Here is an 18,010-nt window from a genome sequence, read left to right as displayed (position 1 = left end):
AGATGTTGAAGATTAATAAGATATGGCTTTTCTGCCTGATCGGGCTGATTGTGACGGCTTGTTCGATCTCCTATAAGTTTAATGGAGCTTCTATTGATTATACGAAGGTCAAGACGATCACGATCAAGGATTTCCCGAACCAGGCTCCGTTAGTCTATCCGCCCCTTTCGCAAAAGTTTACGGAAGCATTGAAGGATATTTATATCCGTCAGACCCGTCTGCAGTTGGTGGGGAGCAACGGCGACTTGGACCTGGAGGGTGAAATTACGGGCTATGACCTGACTCCTATGGCTGTAAAAGAAGATGCTTATGCCTCACAGACCAAGTTGACGATTACGGTTCGGGTTCGTTATGCCAACCGGGTGAATCCGGATGAGGATTTTGAGCAGAGCTTTTCGGCATACCGTGAATTCGATGCGACTCAGATGTTGCAACAGGTACAGGACCAGTTATCGGAAGAGATTATTGACGAGCTTGTCGATCAAATTTATAATGCAACGGTTGCCAACTGGTAAAAATGAAAGCTGCTGATCTATATCGACTAATGGAGAGCCCGGCCCTGCTGACTGAGGATACACTTCAGCAGTTAAAGCAGATCGTCGATGAATTCCCATATTTCCAGATTGCCCGGATGCTTTACCTGAAGAACCTGGCGGTCTTGAACGATATACGTTTTGGCGCAGAATTGAAGAAGATGGCAATCTATGTCCCTGACCGTAGGAAGTTGTTCACCCTGATAGAAGGTGAACGGTTCGGTTTGCAGCTCCAGTCAGCGAAAGAGGAAAATCCAACCCGTGAAGATGCTTTTTCACTGATCGATGCTTTCCTGTCCAATCGTGAGGAGGAAGAACCGAAGACGGATGCGTCTCTTCTGTTCCAGCCGTCCGTTTCGTCGGATTACATCTATTGGTCATTGACGAAGGAAAACGGGCAGGTGGAGGAAAAAGAAGAGGAAGAAGAAGTCCGTTTGCAACATCACGATCTGATCGATTCTTTTATAAAAAATGAAGAACAGCGGACTCCCGGCAGTGGTCTGAACCTGGATATGGAGACAACCGGAGCACCTGTTCCCGGAAATCTGGCGGAGTTGGAGGAGAACCAGCATAAACCGCTGGATGACTCCTATTTTACGGAAACATTAGCTCATATTTATGTAAAACAGAAGCGATATGAGAAGGCATTGCAAATAATTAAAAACTTAAACTTGAAATATCCAGAAAAAAATGTTTACTTTGCAGACCAAATCAGATTTCTGGAAAAGTTGATTATTAACACTAAAAAATAAAACAAAGATGTACGTATTTATTTCTATCTTAATCCTGATCGCATCTATACTATTGATCTTGATTGTATTGATTCAGAACTCGAAAGGTGGAGGTCTGGCTTCAGGATTCTCTTCTTCCAACCAAATTATGGGGGTACGCAAAACCACAGACTTTCTTGAAAAAGCAACCTGGACTCTTGCCGGCACTGTTGTTGTTTTAAGTATTGTGATTACTGCTTTTATTCCGAGAGCTCAGCACGCGAATCAGTCTGAAATCAAAGAACAGATAAATAATGCCGTAACAATCGATCCGAATACGGTTGCTCCTGACTTTGGCACTGCCCAGCAACCTGCGACAGCTCCCGTTTCTTCTTCTGAAGAAGAAGCTCCGGCTAACTAATAGAAAACGGATTTTCGATATAATGAAGAGGTTTCCTGCAACAAGGATGCCTCTTTTTTTGTTTTGTTTGATAGAATTATCGATAAGTGGATAGAAATAATTTATCATGAACGATACATATTTCTTCGTATCTTTGTCGTTACAGGCAGATAGGCCTGTCTTAAATCGTAAACAAATATGGACATGATTAACTTTGATGGATTGTTGATAGGTATTGCTACCTTTTTGATTATTGGGCTTTTTCATCCGGTTGTGGTGAAAGCGGAATATTATTGGGGCACGAAATGCTGGTGGATCTTTCTTGTTTTGGGAATAGCGGGAACTGTCGCTTCCCTGCTGGTTGAAAGCGTTTTCGTCTCGGCTATCTGCGGCGTCTTTGCCTTTTCCTCTTTCTGGACGATAAAGGAAGTTTTCGAGCAGGAAGAGCGCGTCTTGAAAGGCTGGTTTCCAAAGAATCCTAAACGTACTTATCCGGAGCAAAAGCCTTAATCAGGCTTTTCAAGCAGAAGAACTGGTTACGATATCTTACCGACACCGCCTAAAACCAATCCTCAGGTAACCGGTAGACTAAGCCGTTTCATGCCATCAACTAAGTCAAAACACCCCAGAAACTAAATGATAACATATCGTAAAGTATCTGTTGGTAGTTACTATTTATAGACGATACGTAGTACTACCAATAGACGATATGTGGTACTACGTATCGTCTATTGGTAGTACTACATATGAATAATATGAAGTATGTCTTGAATTAGTTTACTATGACTTTTGAGATAGTTTACGGTATGTTACGGATCAGTTGCTCCATGAGAACAGGCGATAGTGTCGGGGCTTTTTATGTATTTCCGTACATTTCAGGAAAGACTGAACCAACTTCAGATATTATCCGTACCTTTGTCACGTTAAATATTATTCGTATGAAAACAAAGAAAAAAGATTCATTTATGGATTACATCAAAGCGAACCGAAAAGGAAGTAGGGAAGCAGAGATTGAGAATCACGGTCATCCGGTCAGTTTCAACCGGGTACATGTATCGAAAAAGGTTTATAACCGTAAAAGAGATAAGGCAGATGCCCGGAGGCATCTGCCTTATTTGTACATTGTCGTTTGCGACAATTAGTGCTGGTGGTTGTGTACCGGATATTTTTCCTTAAACCACTCAACCAATTTTCCGTCTTTGAAACTTAACAGGTAATACCCTTCCGTATTTTCAGTCATGGAAGCCGTCTTGTAGCTGATGGTTTCGATCGAACCTTCGGAGGTCATGCGGGCACCTGCCGATTCGAAATCTTTTCCCAATATGGAGATCACTTTCTTTTTGGTCATGCCTAATTCGATGTCTTTCATCTTACTATCCATTTGATAGGGTTGCATGAGCGTTCCGCAACTTGTCAGCAGGAATGTGGCCAGTAGTACATACAGCCATTTCATCTTTTTCATATATCCTTGTTTTTGTAGTTAGTAAACACAATGACAAAAGTAGTGATATTCATTGAAGAAAGGAGTGTTTTTACTTCAATATCTTTAGAAAATGAAAGATGAAACCAATCAAGGGGTGGGCAAGTCATATACATATATGGCATCTTCAGTGTCTCCGTCTACGGCATATAGTTTCTTTTCTTTTTCGGATATCGCCCCAATAGATGATGGATGGATCCTTCCAAAGGAATGTAAATAAATGCAGACTGCCAAATAAAAAAAGAGGAAAACCTTTCGATTTTCCTCTTCTTGAGAGCGGAAGACGGGGCTCAAACCCGCGACCCTCAGCTTGGAAGGCTAATGCTCTATCAACTGAGCTACTTCCGCAATTAATTTGTGGGCAGTGATGGATTCGAACCACCGAAGGCGAAAGCCAGCTGAGTTACAGTCAGCCCCATTTGGCCACTCTGGTAACTGCCCCCGTTATTTTCAATTGCAGTGCAAAGGTACGATTATTTTTGAAACCTGCAAGCGTTTAGGCAGAAAAATTTACCATTTTAAGAGCGGTTACTGCCGCTTCATCTCCTTTGTTTCCGTACTTGCCACCTGCACGGTCTTCGGACTGTTGCATAGTGTCTGTCGTTAACAAGCCGAAAATGAACGGAATATCGTACATAAGATTTAATTCTGTAATGCCCTGCGTAACGCCTGAACAGACATAATCGAAATGAGGAGTATCGCCTCTTACGACGCAGCCCAAAACGATAACGGCATCCACTTCTTTTGTTTCAGCCATTTTTTTTGCGCCAAAAGTCAGTTCGAAACTGCCTGGTACTCGTTTTACAAATATGTTTTCGGCTTTGACGCCATGTTTTTCCAATGTGTTGCAGGCGCCTTCCAATAGCTTTTCGGTGATGTGCTTGTTCCATTCCGCTACGACGATTCCGACAGTCACTTCCGATCCGTCAGGAACACTGTTAAAGTCGTACTCCGATAAATTCTGATAAGCTGTTGCCATATTTTTTGTTCTTAAAAGAAGAGGATGCCTTGTTTGACGAGACATCCTCTTATATGATTATAATAATGTGTATACGTTATTTGTTCAATGCCGAAGCACGGGTGATATATTTGTCGATATCGGAAGCTTCCATTGAATTGAAGTATTTTTCCTTAATCGTCGTGTATGCCTTAACAGCATCACCATATTGTTTCAGGCTTTCATAAGCGATACCGGCTTTCTTCAGGTAAGTCGGGCTGATCACTTCGTTGCTTGCCTGCTTGGCTGCTTTTTCGAAATAGCTGATACCTTCTTTTACGTTGCCCATATTTACATAGCAGTCACCGATCAGGCCCGTGATAGCCGGCGAGATCATGTCGTCGCTGCCGCTGAAAGATTTCAGCAGATCCAATGCTTTTTCATTGTCGCCCATCTTGAAATAGCAGATACCGGCATAAGCCTTTGCCAAGTTACCGGCCGATGTGCTTCCGTATTGGTCGATGATAGCTTCGAATCCTTCATAATCCGCACCGTTTCCGTTCAGTGCCAGGTTGAAAGAGTCTTTTGCAAAATATTGTTCGCCTTTGAACATAGCTGCTGCGGCTTTTTTCTCCTGCGGAATCAAATATCCGTGCTTGATACCCAAAACAGCTCCAACAACGAGAGCGAGTGCTATAATACCATAAATGATTTTCTTTGAATTGTTTTCAATGAACTGCTCCGATCTCGAAACAATTTCTTCGACCTCTAACTCTTTGTTGGTGTCTTTTTCCTTAGTAGCCATAATGTTTTATAGTTGTTATTATTTTATCACTGTTTTATGCCTGTGGCAATTCAAGTCGCAAAAGTAGTTTTTTTTACTGAGAAAATCTATACTTAGAAGTATATTTTTTAATTTTGTGCAACTAATATAGCGTGGATGATACTTAAAAAGCTTTCTATACTCAATTATAAAAACATTCTCCAGGCAGAAGTTTCTTTCTCTCCCGAAATAAATTGTTTTTTCGGGAATAACGGAATGGGAAAGACCAATCTGTTGGATGCCGTTCATTATCTCTCTTTTTGCAAAAGCCATATCAATACGCCCGATTCCCAGCTGATCAACAATGGTCAGGATATGTGCGTGTTGCAAGGTAACTATGACTATGAGGGGCGTGAAGAGGAGATCTTTTGTGCTATCCGTCGCCGGCAACGGAAACAGTTCAAGCGGAATAAAAAAGAGTACGACAAACTGTCGGAGCATATCGGTCTGTTGCCATTAGTGATGGTTTCGCCAGCCGATTCGGAACTGATACAAGGCGGGAGCGAAGAACGTCGCCGCTTTCTCGATGTGATTATTTCGCAGCAGGACAAGCCTTATCTGCATGCGTTGATACAATATAATAAAGCCTTGCTTCAGCGGAATTCGCTGTTGAAGGACCAGTGTATCGACGCTTCCCTTTATGAAGTGCTGGAAATGCAGCTGGACATGTACGGCCGGATGGTGTACGAGAAGCGGCAGATGTTGGTGAATGATTTTATCCCGATCTTCAACGAATATTACCAGACGATCTGCCGTTCGACCGAACAGGTCGGTTTGCGGTATATCTCCCAGTTGGAGAAGGGGAGCCTGGCGGATATGCTGGCTGCCAATCGGGAACGTGACCGCATACTCGGTTATACCTCGACCGGCATTCACAAGGATGAACTGGAGATGACGTTGAACGGCCACCTGATCCGCCGTGTCGGTTCGCAAGGGCAGAACAAGACGTATCTGATTGCCCTCAAGCTGGCTCAGTATGTGTTTCTTTCCTGCAGGGGGCAAGCGCGTCCGATCCTTCTGTTGGACGATATTTTCGACAAGCTGGATGCCGACCGGGTGGAGCAGATCGTCAAGCTGGTGAGCGGCGACCAGTTTGGGCAGATTTTCATTACTGATACGAACCGGAAATATTTGGACGCCATCCTGCAATCGATCAATCACGGCTACGCTCTGTTCAGGGTCGAACAGGGTGAAGTGCAACCGATGGAGGAAGCGGAATGATGCACCGGAATGCACAGACGTTGGGCGATGCGATCCGGGAGTTTTTCGAGGATAATGCTGAGTTGAGGGGGAAGATACTGGAAATCCGTGTCATGCGGGCCTGGGGCGAGATACTGGGGCCGATGGTCGCTCAGTACACTCGTAATATATATGTAAAAGACAAAGTGCTGTATGTTTCCCTCACTTCTTCCGTCTTGAGAAGTGAATTGGTGTTGTGCCGGGAACGTCTGGTGAAGAGCTTGAACGATTATGCCGGTTCGGAAGTTATACAAGATATAGTTATCAGATAAAAGAGTTGAATCATTATGGATGCAAAAAAGATAGAAGAAGTTCCGTTTGAAGAGGTTTATGAAGTGGAAAAGTATGGCACATACTATTCTGAAAATAAATTCTGGCAAAAAGTACAACGGGTTGCAAAGAAAGTCGGTGCGACGGTGATACGTCCTGTCTTCCAGCTTTATTATCTGCTGCACGATAAAGATGTTCCGTTACAACATAAGGCTTATATCATAGGTGCTTTAGGCTATTTTATTCTGCCGTTCGACCTGATACCGGAAGGTCTTCTTCCGGTGATCGGCTTTACTGACGATGTAGCTGTGATGGGACTTGTCCTGAAAATCGTGAAGGATAGCATCACACCTGAGATAAGAGCCAAGGCGGATGCTAAGGTCATGGAGCTGTTGCAAACGGATAAGATCTGAATCACAATATTTCTTTTTCAGTTATAATCAAGTCCATTTTCCGGTCGAACGGCTCGGCCGGAATCTGATCCTTTAACTGGAAGTCATAGCAGATTCCGATTTTAGGAACATCCAGTGTCGAAAGCAGTCGGTCATAAAATCCTTTTCCCCGTCCGAGGCGGTTATGCTGGCGGTCGAAAGCGACACCCGGAACAATGATCAGGTCTATTTCGCTTTCCGGTACGGCTTCACAATCTTCACTTGGTTCCAATATCCCGAAAACACCCGTTTTGAGTGATTCTTTTCCTGCATACAAGAGCAATTGAAGATCATTCCCTTTTATAAGAGGGAGCAATAATCTCTTTTTCCGGTACCATTTTTCGATCAGTCCGGCAGTCTGCACTTCGCCGGGGATGGCATGGTATAGTGCAATGCACGAAGCTTGCTGGAAGAGGTCTGTCTCTTCCAGCCGGTCCATTATCTTAGCAGAGAGATCCAGCAATGTAGTCTTCGTATATGATCTCTTTAAGGAAGCCATATCCTCTCGAAGTGTTTGTTTGGCTTTGCGCAATTCCATTGGGCGTATTGTTTTTGTTCTCCAGTGTCGGGAATGATTTGCCTTCGTTCAGGACTTTGACGGCGCGTTTCAGCGTGATGTCATCGTTCTGGAATATTGGATAGAAGCCGGCTTCGTCGAAGAAGTTACGGACGATGTAGGCCTGGATCTGTTTCTCGATCAGTTTGCCTGATATGTTGATCAGGTGCGGACGTTTCTTGATCCCTTTTGCTGCGGCATAATTGGTGAAATCGGAAAGCAGTGGTTGTTGTTGCAGGTATTTGTGTAAGTCCTGATAGGTCTTGAAAGAAGCCAACTTGTCGTAATTGCGATCCGAGTATTCGAGTGCATATAGGTTCAACATACCGGAATTGACTACGTTGGAGAAATAGGAAGTCACACCGCTTGTGTCACGCGGGATGAAGATATCCGGCATGATACCGCCGCCGCCGTAAACGGGGCGTCCCATCACGGTTTCGTATTTTTCGCTGTTGTTCAGCTTGATGCTGTCGGCAGAATCAAATTCACCGTGCATGAAACGCTGGTAGATGTCCTGTTCGTATTCGCTGTCTTTACCCAGTTCGTACTTTTTCTGGATACAACGTCCAGACGGCGTGTAATAGCGTGCGATCGTCAGGCGGATTTCCGAACCGTCGCTTAACTGGATCGGCGACTGGACCAAGCCTTTTCCGAAAGTACGGCGGCCGATAATCAGCCCGCGGTCATTGTCTTGGATAGCTCCGGAGAAGATTTCACTGGCGGAAGCCGAGAACTCGTCTGTCAAGACTACAATCGGAGCATCCTGGCAAGTACCTGTGCCGTTCGTATAGACATCGTTGCGCGGGAATGCTTTTCCTTCCGTGTATACGATCAGGCGGCCTTCCGGCATGAATTCGTTTACCATATTGATGGCGGCATCCATATAACCGCCCGTGTTACCGCGAAGGTCGATCACGAATGAGGTACAACCTGCCTGTTTCAGCTTGGCGATTGCCGTGATAAATTCATTATAAGTGGTACGGCCGAATTTGCTTACTTTGATGTAGCCGATTCCTTTGCTTACCTCGTAAGACACGTCGACCGAACTGACGGGGACATCGCCGCGCGTCACGTCGAAATACAACAGTTCCGGTTCGTTTTTACGTTTTATGCCTAACTTGACCGTACTGTTCTTCGCACCACGCAGAGTCTTCATGATGACTTCCTGGTCACTTTTGTTGCCGGCATACAGGGAGTCGTTGATCGTGATGATACGGTCGAAGGGCTTCAAGCCGGCCTTCTCTGAAGGTCCCCCCGGAATGACGTTGATAACCAGAATGGTATCGGTCTGCATATTGAATGAAACCCCGATGCCGCTGAACGATCCTTCCAGGTCTTCATTTGCCCGTTGGGCGTCCTTTGCCGGTATATACACGGAATGCGGGTCCAGTTCGCTGAAGACCTTAGGAATGGCATCTTCCACTAATTGTTTCATATCGACTGTATCGACATACTGTTCGTCGATAATGTCGAGGATGGCATTGATTTTATTTCCACTGGAATAAATATGCCTCTTTCCTTGTGTCAGTCTGAGGTAATGATTCCCTACAAATATCCCGAGAGCAATACTTAATGCTATAATCACAGGCAACCATACAGCCAGCCTTTTGTTCTTGTCCATAAAACGTATCTTTAGTCGTTTATTTCTATATAATCTATAATAACACCAGCGCGACGTAATAGGTTGCAACCATCTTCCACCCTATATTTTTCAGAGTATACCACCCGCTTGATCCCAGACTGGATGATGAGCTTGGCACATTCGATGCAAGGGGCAGAGGTGACGTAGATCGTTGCACCTTTGCTGCTGTTGGACGAAGCGGCCACTTTCGTAATGGCATTGGCTTCCGCATGCAGAACGTAAGGTTTGGTGACATTGTGTTCATCTTCACAAACATTCTCGAAACCGGATGGCGTACCGTTATATCCGTCAGAAATAATCATTTGGTCTTTTACTATCAGTGCCCCAACCTGGCGTCTCTTGCAATACGAATTTTCCGCCCATACGGCCGCCATTCTGAGATAGCGCTTATCCAATTCGAGTTGCTTTTCCTTCTTATCGCACATCGTCTTCTGATTTTATATACCTTAATTATATAAATAGTAGGCAAAGGTACATATATTTGGGATAAATGGAATAGGTTCGAAGTTTTTTTGTTCAAGCGTGTATCATAAAAATACCATAGAAGGCAACCTCGAAAACAAATCAGACTTGCATCCGGCTCTGGACGGATGCGGATGGTCCGCCTGGTTCTATTCCGTTTCTTTTCAACAGGGCACCGATTTCCGCATCTTTTCCCCGGAAACGTTTGTACAGGATATCCGGATCTTCGGTTCCGCCTTTCGATAGGATGTTTTTACGGAAAGAACGGGCTGTTTCCCGGTTGAAGATTCCCGTCTCTTTGAAGACCGAGAAAGCATCGGCATCCAGGACCTCTGCCCATTTATAGCCGTAATAGCCGGCTGAATATCCACCGGAGAAGATGTGTCCGAAACTGCTGCTCATCAAGGTTCCGGGAACTTCGGGGACGATCACGGTCTGTTTCCAGGCTTCCTTCTCGAAAGAGATAACATCTTCGCCGAATGGTTCTGTTCGGGTATGCCAGGCCATATCTAAGAAACCGAAGCTCAGTTGACGGCAGCAGGCATATCCTGCGTTGAAATTGGAAGCGTCTATTAATTTCTGTACTAATTCTTGCGGGATTTTTTCCCCGGTTTTGTAGTGGATGGCGATCTGATCCAGAAACTCTTTCTCTGTCAGCCAGTTTTCCATCAGTTGGGAAGGAAGTTCCACAAAGTCACGATAGACATTTGTACCGGAAAGGCTCGCGTATGATCCTTCGGCAAACATACCGTGCAGGGCATGTCCGAATTCGTGCAACAGCGTGTTGACCTCGTCAAAAGTCAATAAAGAAGGCTTCGTCTCGGTCGGACGTGTGAAGTTCATTACGATAATGATTTGGGGCCGGCTGTCTTTGCCGTCTTGATCCCGGTATTGTTCCTTTATGCTGTTCATCCAGGCTCCTGACTGTTTCCCGTCGCGCGGATGGAAGTCTGTATATAATATGGAAAGAAACTTCCCGTCGGCATCGTAAACCTCGTATGCCTCTACTTCGGGATGATAAACCGGAATTTCTTTATTCTCTTTAAAAGTGATGCCATATAATTGCGTAGCCAGACCGAACACGCCTTTCTTTACATGATTCAGTTCGAAATAGGGACGCGTCATTTCATCATTCACGTTGAAACGGATGTCTTTCAGTTTTTCGGAATAATAGCTCCAATCCCAAGGCATGACCGTTATGTTTTCTTTTTCCGTTTCCGAAGCAAATCTTTGTACGGTCTCGTATTCATTCCGGGCTACCGGCTTGTAGGCATCCAATAACTCATTCAGCAGTTTATAGACGCGTGCGGGAGTTTTGGCCATCGTATGTTTCAATTTATAGTCGGCATAGTTGGTATATCCCATCAATCTTGCGATTTCCAGGCGGATATTGACGATTTCCCGTATGATTTCCTTGTTGTCGTATTCATCCCCTTTGTTACCTATGCTCATATATTCCCGATACATCTTTTCCCGTAACCCGCGCAAAGCTGAGTAACGCATGAAAGGCACGTAGCTTGGGGCCGAGAGATTGAACAGCCATCCGGTTTTTCCTTTTTCTTTAGCCCTGAGTGCGGCAGCTTCGCGTATGCTTTCCGGTAGTCCTTCCAGTTCGTCTTCTTTTGTTAGCAACAGTTCGTAGCGGTTCTTGTCTTTCAATGCGTTCTGATCGAATGTGAGGGAAAGAAGGCTTAACTCGGAACTGAGTTTACGGTATTTTTCTTTCTCTTCGGGTCCGAGTGCGGCGCCACGTGCGCAAAAAGCTTCGAATGTCTTCTCCAGCAGACGTGCGTCTTCCATCGGGAGATGCAGTTCATCTTTCCGGTCGTAGACACTCTTTACGCGTGCGAATAGTTGTTCGTTCAAATAAATATTGTTGGAGCTTTCCGACAGTTTGGGGGATACTCGTTGCGAGATATCCATCATCTCGTCGTCTGCTTCTGCATTCAATACGTTGAAGAAAGCCGAGATGACTTTATCCAGCAGCTTGCCGCTGCGTTCGAGTGCTATGATTGTGTTCTCGAATGTAGGAAGTTCCGTATTGTCGGCAATGGCTCGGACTTCCTCGTCCAATTGCCAGATTCCTTCGTCGAAAGCTGGTTCATACTGTTCTGTTTCGATCTGGTCGAACGGAGGAGTTCCGAACGGAGTCCGATAAGTCTCGAAAAAGGGATTTTCTCTATTTTGTTTCATGTTCTTTCGTGTTGATTTATTATATAACAAAGGTACGGAATAATCGGCAAATAAAAATGCATTGATTGCCAGACGATGCCAAACTGCCGGATTTGGAAGTTTTTAACAGCTTGGCATGTGTTTGACAACACATATATCCACTTTGGCATATTTGTAACAGATTATCAATCAAACTGTTTTTAAATCGTAAAAATGAAATTTCTAAATAAATATGAAAGTGAATTTGTTTTTTTATTTTTTAAGTGATACTTTTGGTCAAGATACAAAAGCAATTTATATGTTATCACGTTAAAGCATAAACTTAAAACCAAATATAAAAATATGAGTTATCTTAAATTTGACAAGACTCTTATGACGAACCTGGAAGAAGCGCTGCCAAGAGAAATTCTTCGTACGAATCGTTCGGGAGCCTATCATTGTACAACTATCGTTGATTGCAACACAAGAAAATATCACGGATTACTTGTAATTCCGGTTCCGGAACTGGATGATGAGAATCACGTATTGTTGTCGTCATTGGATGAAACTGTCATACAGCATGGTGCCGAATTTAACTTGGGGCTTCATAAGTATCAGGGGGATAATTACAGTCCGAGAGGTCATAAGTACATTCGTGAGTTCGAATGCGAGAAAGTTCCTACGACGATCTATCGTGTAGGAGGTGTTATTCTGAAAAAAGAGAAGTTGTTTGTGCATCATGAGAATCGAATCTTGATCCGTTATACGTTGTTGGATGCCCATTCGGCAACAACATTGCGCTTGCGTCCGTTTTTAGCGTTTCGCAGTGTCCGTGAATATACACACGAGAATGCCCAGGCCAGTCGCGAATATCAGGTTGTGTCGAATGGTATCAAAACCTGTATGTATCCGGGCTATCCTGAATTGTATATGCAACTGAACAAAAAGAATGAGTTTCATTATCTGCCTGATTGGTATCGGGGTATCGAATATCCGAAAGAGCAGGAGAGAGGCTATGACTTTAACGAAGATCTGTATGTTCCCGGATATTTTGAGGTTGAGATAAAGAAAGGGGAAAGCATCGTCTTTTCCGGTGGGGTTTCTGAAATAGGAACTCGTTCGTTAAAAAAGACTTTTGAAGACGAGGTTGAAGAACGTACACCTCGCGATACTTTCCGACATTGCCTGATCAATGCAGCACATCAATTCTTAAATAAGCAGGAAAATGAATTTTATATTTTAGCCGGTTATCCGTGGTTCAAGTGCAGGGCACGCGATTTGTTTATTTCTTTGCCGGGGCTGACTTTGGCTATCAATGAGGTTTCCAAGTTTGAAATGGTAATGGAAACGGCCTGTAAGGCGATTTATAATTTTATCCGTAATGAACCGAGCCAGATCAAGATTTATGAAATGGAGCATCCCGATATCTTGCTTTGGGCTGTTTGGTGCATTCAGCAATATGCTAAAATGGTTTCACGTGAGGCATGCCGCGAGAAATATGGTGTATTGTTGGAAGATATCATGAGGTTCCTCTGTCAGGATAAACATCCGAATCTGATTCTGCATGATAATGGATTGCTTTATACCTATGGGACGAATAGGGCTGTAACATGGATGAACTCGACGGTTAACGGACATCCCGTTATTCCGCGTACAGGATATATTGTTGAGATCAATACATTGTGGTATAACGCTTTGCGGTTTGCAGGAGAATTGTCGGGTGAGGCCGGAAATAATGCTTTGGCTGAATCATTGGGAGCTTTGGCCGAGAAAAGCGGGAAGTCGTTTGTCAATGTGTTCTTGAATGAATATGGCTATTTGCTCGATTATGTCGATGGTAACATGATGGAGTGGAGTGTGCGTCCGAATATGATATTTGCCGTGGCATTTGATTATTCTCCTTTGAATTCCAGCCAGAAAAAAGGTGTACTCGATATTGTGACGAAAGAGTTGCTTACTCCTAAAGGACTCCGTTCCTTGAGCCCGAAGAGCGGTGGGTATAATCCTAATTATGTCGGTCCTCAGATCCAGCGTGATTATGCTTATCATCAGGGAACGGCCTGGCCTTGGCTGGCAGGTTTCTATTTTGAGGCATATCTTCGTATCTATAAGATGAGCGGTATAGGGTTTATCGAACGTTATCTGATTGGGTACGAAGATGAAATGTCGTCTCATTGTATCGGGTCCATTTCAGAATTGTTTGACGGTAATCCTCCGTTCAAGGGGCGTGGAGCTATATCATTCGCAATGAATGTTGCAGAAATATTGAGAATATTATACTTATTAAGCAAATATAACTATTGAAAGGAGGAGCCTGTATGAAAGTGTTAATGTTTGGATGGGAATTTCCTCCCAAAATATATGGTGGTCTTGCGGTTGCCTCTTATGGTATTACTAAAGGTCTGAGTCTGCAGAATGATGTGGAAACGACTTTCTGTTTGCCGAAGCCTACCGGTGAAGAAGAAGGTTTCCTGAATATTATAGGTATGAATCAAGTACCTGTCGTATGGCGGGATGTCAATTATGATTATTTGAAGTCCAGGCTTCCCAATTATATGACGCCAGAGCAATATTATGCTTTCCGTGACCATATCTATGCCGATTTCTCATATCTGAATGTAAATGATTTGGGGTGTATGGAGTTTGCCGGAGGGTATCCTGCTAACCTGCATGACGAGATCAATAATTTCTCGATTATAGCGGGTGTCGTTGCTCGCCAGCAGCAATTTGATATTATTCATGCCCACGATTGGTTGACATATCCGGCCGGCGTGCATGCTAAGATGGTGAGTGGTAAGCCTCTTTGCATTCATGTTCATGCAACCGATTTCGACCGTTCACGCGGAAAGGTCAACCCGACCGTATACGCAACGGAAAAGAACGGTATGGATTATGCGGATTGTATTATGTGTGTATCTGAATTGACACGGCAGACGGTTATCCGGGAGTATCATCAGGATCCGCGGAAATGTTTTGCCATGCATAATGCGGTTTATCCGTTGTCGCAAGAACTTTTGGACATTCCTCGTCCGGAGCATAAAAAGGAAAAGGTCGTGACTTTCCTGGGACGTATCACCATGCAAAAAGGACCGGAATATTTTGTCGAGGCAGCAGCGCTTGTTTTGAAACGTACACGTAATATCCGCTTCATTATGGCAGGTTCGGGTGATATGCTGGACGCTATGATTAATTTGGCCGCTGAGCGTGGAATTGCTGACCGTTTCCATTTTCCCGGGTTTCAACGTGGAAGGCAGGTATATGAAGCTTACAAGAACAGTGACGTCTTTGTGATGCCTTCTGTTTCCGAACCGTTCGGGATTGCTCCGTTGGAAGCCATGCAGTGCGGAACACCTTCCATTATTTCCAAACAGTCCGGTTGTGGGGAAATTCTCGACAAGGTGATTAAGACGGACTATTGGGATATTCATGCAATGGCTGACGCTATTTATTCGATCTGCACGAATCCGTCTTTGTTCGAATATCTTCAGGTGGAAGGAAAGAAAGAGGTCGATGGCATCACATGGGAAAAAGTCGGCTTGCGTATTCGCGCTCTTTATGAGAATGTCTTAAAGAATTACGGTAAATAATAAAACAACATTAGATATGAAAACAATCTGTCTTTATTTTGAAATACATCAAATCATACATCTGAAACGCTATCGTTGTTTCGATATCGGTACGGATCATTACTATTATGATGATTATGAAAATGAACGCAGTATCACGGAGATTGCAGAGCGTTCTTATATTCCGGCATTGACCACTTTGCTTGAAATGGTAAAGAATAACGGAGGAGCTTTTAAAGTCGCTTTTTCTATTTCGGGTGTGGCTTTGGAACAGTTGGAGATCTATTCTCCCGCTGTGATAGACCTGTTGCATCAATTGAATGACACAGGTTGTTGCGAATTTTTGTGCGAACCTTATTCTCATGGGCTTTCTTCTTTGGCTAATGAAGAATGTTTCCGTGAAGAAGTTTCCAGAATGAGTGCGAAGATCAAACAAGTTTTTGGACAAACTCCCAAGGTTTTCCGTAATTCCAGTTTGATTTATTCGAATGAGATCGGATCGGTTGTTGCAAGTATGGGATTTAAGGGGATTTTGACCGAAGGAGCCAAACATGTGCTGGGATGGAAGAGCCCGCATTATGTGTACCATTGTGCCTATAATCCTAATTTGAAGATTTTGCTTCGTGATTTCAAACTGTCGGACGACATTAGTCTGCGTTTCTCTAATTCGGATTGGAGCGAATATCCGTTATTTGCAGATAAATATATCGGTTGGATTGCGGGGTTACCGGAAGAAGAACAGGTTATCAATATTTTTATGGAGCTTTCTGCCTTGGGTATTGCACAACCGTTGTCTTCGAATATCCTGCAGTTCATGAAGGCTTTGCCGGCTTGTGCGAAAGAAAAGGGCATTTCATTCTCGACTCCGTCTGAAATCGTGACAAAGTTCAAGTCTGTAGATCAAGTCGATGTTCCTTATCCGATGTCATGGGCCGATGAGGAAAGAGATACGAGTTGTTGGCTGGGTAATGTGATGCAGCGTGAGGCGTTTAATAAATTGTATAGTGTGGCTGGTCGTGTTCATTTATGTGATGATCGCCGCATCAAGCAGGACTGGGACTATTTGCAGGCAAGCAATAACTTCCGTTTTATGACAACCAAGAAAACTGGAATTTGGCTTAATCGTGGTATTTATGATTCTCCGTATGATGCGTTTACCAATTATATGAATATATTAGGTGATTTTATCAGCCGTGTAGATGCTTTGTATCCTGTTGAGATAGAGAACGAAGAGTTGAATTCGCTTCTTACAACGATTAAGAACCAGGGTGAAGAGATTGAAAAGTTACAGAAAGAGCTTGATAAGTATAAGAAAAAAGCAGCGAAAAAAACGGCTGCTGAATAAAGGTAAAGTAATAAATGAAAACCGGGATTCCCTAAAAGGAACCCCGGTTTTTTTATATCTGATAGATAATAAATAGTCAGTCTTGCTTATCTATATTCAATTGTTACGATACGCATTTCCATTGCGTCTTTGTCGATACGTAGTTTTACACCGGAAGGTTTCAAATAGTTCTCGATGGCGACAGTGTATTCGCTTGTCTGCCCGTAGTAGTTGGTTGTCGTTCCTACTCTGCGCTGTACGGGGATAACGTTGATAACCAGATCTTCATCCGGAGAGTTCTCTATGTGGGTTTTAAGCAGCTTGGCTATGTTTCCAAATGAGTAGGTTCGGGTCGAAGCCACATAAGATCCCCGGAAGGAAGTGATGTTATTTTCTACATTATTGTTTCTAAAGAATGTATCCATAGAATCCTTTGGGAGTATCAGCACGTTAGCGGGAGCTTCAAATGCAAATTTCCAGTCTTCTTGCGGAAGGGCTTTTAAAGAAAGGTCCACATTGCTGACAATACGTCCTTGGATAATAGGAGCAATATCTTGTGCCGGGATTGTCAACTGGGTATATACGCCTGCCGGACTTTTCAGATAAGCGATGCTATCATTGGGTTCCAGCAGATGGCTGATGTCTGTATTCTTGAATCTGTTCAACTGGATAACTTCAGATGTCGCACTGAAAGTCTCCCAAGCCTGTACGATTGAATCCTGGTCGGCAGAGCCTTTTACCGTGTGCTTATAGTAAATGTTCATCTGGGTACTTTCAATGTTCAGGATGTTTCCTGTACCGTATGTATTTGTGACATAAATACCGGGAAAGAACTGATTGAACGTATTCTGGTCATTAAAAACTTCCGGAGTTTTGATTGTCGCGTCATAGAAACGTTGACCTACTTCCTGGGGCATGCGGATGGTTATTCTCGGTTGATAAGTCAGTACGTTGTTTGAATTTTTATCATTCCAAAGAGAGTCCGAAACACTTAGATCACGTGCCGTATATGTCTGCATACCTAATGATTTCTGCATATTGCAGTATTGTTCCGGATCGATATTCGTATAAAAATCTCTCGTTAGCGGAGTTGTTACTTCGTATAGTTGTGCACGCATCGGAGTTAGAGAATCACCTGTCCAGCTTCGGCTATAATATATTTTAAATTCGACCGAATCTATTATGCCGTTGTAGGGTGTATACCTGAACCGGAAATTTTCCGGACAGTAGAACTGGCACATAAAATCAGACTTCAGGTTTCCGTACAAAGGATCGTATATTTCCCCTAATGAACCGTAAATTGTCCGGGCATAGACAGAATCAGTCTGTAATGTTTTTGCTTTCATGTAAAATGTGTCCGCATATACCAGCGGTCTGTCATTCTCCGGTTGAATACCTGTTCCTACCTGCGTCAAATCATCATTACACCCGCTCAGAATCGAGATTCCGAGACTCAGGCCAAGTATAAAAAGCTTGATTTTCATGT

At 43.7% G+C, this 18,010-nt stretch carries 19 protein-coding genes and 2 tRNA genes; 11 read left to right on the top strand and 10 right to left on the bottom strand.

What is annotated here, in order from left to right; all coding sequences use genetic code 11:
• Positions 1 to 2 precede the first annotated feature (2 nt).
• The 5 genes from NQ542_RS08390 (at position 3) to NQ542_RS08370 (ending at position 2,785) form a co-directional block, all read left to right on the top strand.
• Positions 3 to 515 carry an LptE family protein gene (locus NQ542_RS08390; RefSeq protein WP_005636371.1) on the top strand — a complete coding sequence of 171 codons (513 nt, stop codon included), beginning with the start codon at positions 3 to 5 and terminating at the stop codon, positions 513 to 515.
• Between the two features lie 2 nt (positions 516 to 517).
• Complete coding sequence (locus NQ542_RS08385; RefSeq protein ID WP_005636373.1) at positions 518 to 1,285, top strand: hypothetical protein; 768 nt, start codon at positions 518 to 520, stop codon at positions 1,283 to 1,285.
• 7 nt (positions 1,286 to 1,292) lie between these two features.
• Positions 1,293 to 1,664 (top strand): preprotein translocase subunit SecG, encoded by a 372-nt coding sequence (gene secG / locus NQ542_RS08380; RefSeq protein ID WP_005636375.1) that lies wholly within the window; start codon positions 1,293 to 1,295, stop codon positions 1,662 to 1,664.
• Between the two features lie 177 nt (positions 1,665 to 1,841).
• Complete coding sequence (locus NQ542_RS08375) at positions 1,842 to 2,153, top strand: DUF4491 family protein (protein WP_005636376.1); 312 nt, start codon at positions 1,842 to 1,844, stop codon at positions 2,151 to 2,153.
• A 428-nt stretch (positions 2,154 to 2,581) separates the two neighbouring features.
• Positions 2,582 to 2,785: a hypothetical protein gene (locus NQ542_RS08370; protein WP_005646539.1), complete on the top strand. Its 204-nt coding sequence runs from the start codon at positions 2,582 to 2,584 to the stop codon at positions 2,783 to 2,785.
• Here NQ542_RS08370 and NQ542_RS08365 read toward each other — a convergent pair.
• The 5 genes from NQ542_RS08365 to NQ542_RS08345 form a co-directional block, all read right to left on the bottom strand.
• On the bottom strand, positions 2,782 to 3,105 hold the full coding sequence (locus NQ542_RS08365; RefSeq protein ID WP_005636380.1) for a hypothetical protein: 324 nt from the start codon (positions 3,103 to 3,105) through the stop codon (positions 2,782 to 2,784). The genes NQ542_RS08370 and NQ542_RS08365 overlap by 4 nt on opposite strands.
• A gap of 293 nt (positions 3,106 to 3,398) precedes the next feature.
• Positions 3,399 to 3,471 (bottom strand) — tRNA-Gly (locus NQ542_RS08360).
• 10 nt (positions 3,472 to 3,481) lie between these two features.
• Positions 3,482 to 3,564 (bottom strand) — tRNA-Tyr (locus tag NQ542_RS08355).
• Positions 3,565 to 3,619: 55 nt separating this feature from the next.
• Positions 3,620 to 4,102: a 6,7-dimethyl-8-ribityllumazine synthase gene (ribH, locus tag NQ542_RS08350; protein WP_005636387.1), complete on the bottom strand. Its 483-nt coding sequence runs from the start codon at positions 4,100 to 4,102 to the stop codon at positions 3,620 to 3,622.
• 76 nt (positions 4,103 to 4,178) lie between these two features.
• Complete coding sequence (locus NQ542_RS08345; protein WP_005636389.1) at positions 4,179 to 4,865, bottom strand: tetratricopeptide repeat protein; 687 nt, start codon at positions 4,863 to 4,865, stop codon at positions 4,179 to 4,181.
• Positions 4,866 to 5,000: 135 nt separating this feature from the next.
• On the opposite strand from NQ542_RS08345, the gene recF reads away from it, so the two are divergent.
• The 3 genes from recF to NQ542_RS08330 are packed head-to-tail and all read left to right on the top strand — an operon-like array spanning position 5,001 to position 6,805.
• Entirely contained in the window at positions 5,001 to 6,104 is a 1,104-nt protein-coding gene (recF, locus tag NQ542_RS08340) for a DNA replication/repair protein RecF (RefSeq protein WP_005636391.1), read from the top strand.
• Positions 6,101 to 6,394 (top strand): DUF721 domain-containing protein, encoded by a 294-nt coding sequence (locus tag NQ542_RS08335; RefSeq protein WP_005636393.1) that lies wholly within the window; start codon positions 6,101 to 6,103, stop codon positions 6,392 to 6,394. Before recF ends, NQ542_RS08335 begins: the two co-directional genes overlap by 4 nt.
• Before the next feature lie 15 nt (positions 6,395 to 6,409).
• A complete protein-coding gene (locus tag NQ542_RS08330; RefSeq protein WP_005636395.1) occupies positions 6,410 to 6,805 on the top strand; it encodes a YkvA family protein in 396 nt (131 codons plus the stop codon).
• 1 nt (position 6,806) lies between these two features.
• Here NQ542_RS08330 and NQ542_RS08325 read toward each other — a convergent pair whose 3' ends face one another.
• From NQ542_RS08325 to NQ542_RS08310, 4 genes are all read right to left on the bottom strand, one after another.
• A complete protein-coding gene (locus tag NQ542_RS08325; protein WP_005651057.1) occupies positions 6,807 to 7,322 on the bottom strand; it encodes a 5-formyltetrahydrofolate cyclo-ligase in 516 nt (171 codons plus the stop codon).
• Entirely contained in the window at positions 7,267 to 9,000 is a 1,734-nt protein-coding gene (locus tag NQ542_RS08320; RefSeq protein ID WP_005636398.1) for a S41 family peptidase, read from the bottom strand. The genes NQ542_RS08325 and NQ542_RS08320 overlap by 56 nt, the downstream gene beginning before the upstream one ends.
• Before the next feature lie 11 nt (positions 9,001 to 9,011).
• Positions 9,012 to 9,446: a dCMP deaminase family protein gene (locus NQ542_RS08315; protein WP_005636400.1), complete on the bottom strand. Its 435-nt coding sequence runs from the start codon at positions 9,444 to 9,446 to the stop codon at positions 9,012 to 9,014.
• A gap of 139 nt (positions 9,447 to 9,585) precedes the next feature.
• A complete protein-coding gene (locus tag NQ542_RS08310) occupies positions 9,586 to 11,676 on the bottom strand; it encodes a M3 family metallopeptidase (RefSeq protein WP_005636401.1) in 2,091 nt (696 codons plus the stop codon).
• 321 nt (positions 11,677 to 11,997) lie between these two features.
• Between NQ542_RS08310 and NQ542_RS08305 the strand changes: the two genes are divergently transcribed.
• Genes NQ542_RS08305 through NQ542_RS08295 form a run of 3 tightly spaced genes read left to right on the top strand, consistent with a single transcriptional unit; the run spans position 11,998 to position 16,545 of the window.
• Complete coding sequence (locus tag NQ542_RS08305) at positions 11,998 to 13,938, top strand: glycogen debranching enzyme N-terminal domain-containing protein (RefSeq protein ID WP_005636405.1); 1,941 nt, start codon at positions 11,998 to 12,000, stop codon at positions 13,936 to 13,938.
• A gap of 14 nt (positions 13,939 to 13,952) precedes the next feature.
• Positions 13,953 to 15,221 carry a glycosyltransferase gene (locus NQ542_RS08300; protein WP_005636407.1) on the top strand — a complete coding sequence of 423 codons (1,269 nt, stop codon included), beginning with the start codon at positions 13,953 to 13,955 and terminating at the stop codon, positions 15,219 to 15,221.
• 16 nt (positions 15,222 to 15,237) lie between these two features.
• A complete protein-coding gene (locus tag NQ542_RS08295) occupies positions 15,238 to 16,545 on the top strand; it encodes a glycoside hydrolase family 57 protein (protein WP_005636409.1) in 1,308 nt (435 codons plus the stop codon).
• 86 nt (positions 16,546 to 16,631) lie between these two features.
• Here the strand turns inward: NQ542_RS08295 and NQ542_RS08290 are convergent, their stop codons facing one another.
• The gene (locus NQ542_RS08290; protein ID WP_005636410.1) at positions 16,632 to 18,008 is read right to left on the bottom strand and encodes a DUF4270 domain-containing protein; all 1,377 of its coding nucleotides are present in this window, start codon (positions 18,006 to 18,008) and stop codon (positions 16,632 to 16,634) included.
• Between the last annotated feature and the right edge of the window lie 2 nt (positions 18,009 to 18,010).

The organism is Parabacteroides merdae ATCC 43184 (genome assembly GCF_025151215.1).
Lineage (GTDB): Bacteria > Bacteroidota > Bacteroidia > Bacteroidales > Tannerellaceae > Parabacteroides > Parabacteroides merdae.
The sequence above is the reverse complement of the archived record's forward strand: the minus strand, read 5'-3'. Positions and strand labels throughout refer to the sequence as shown.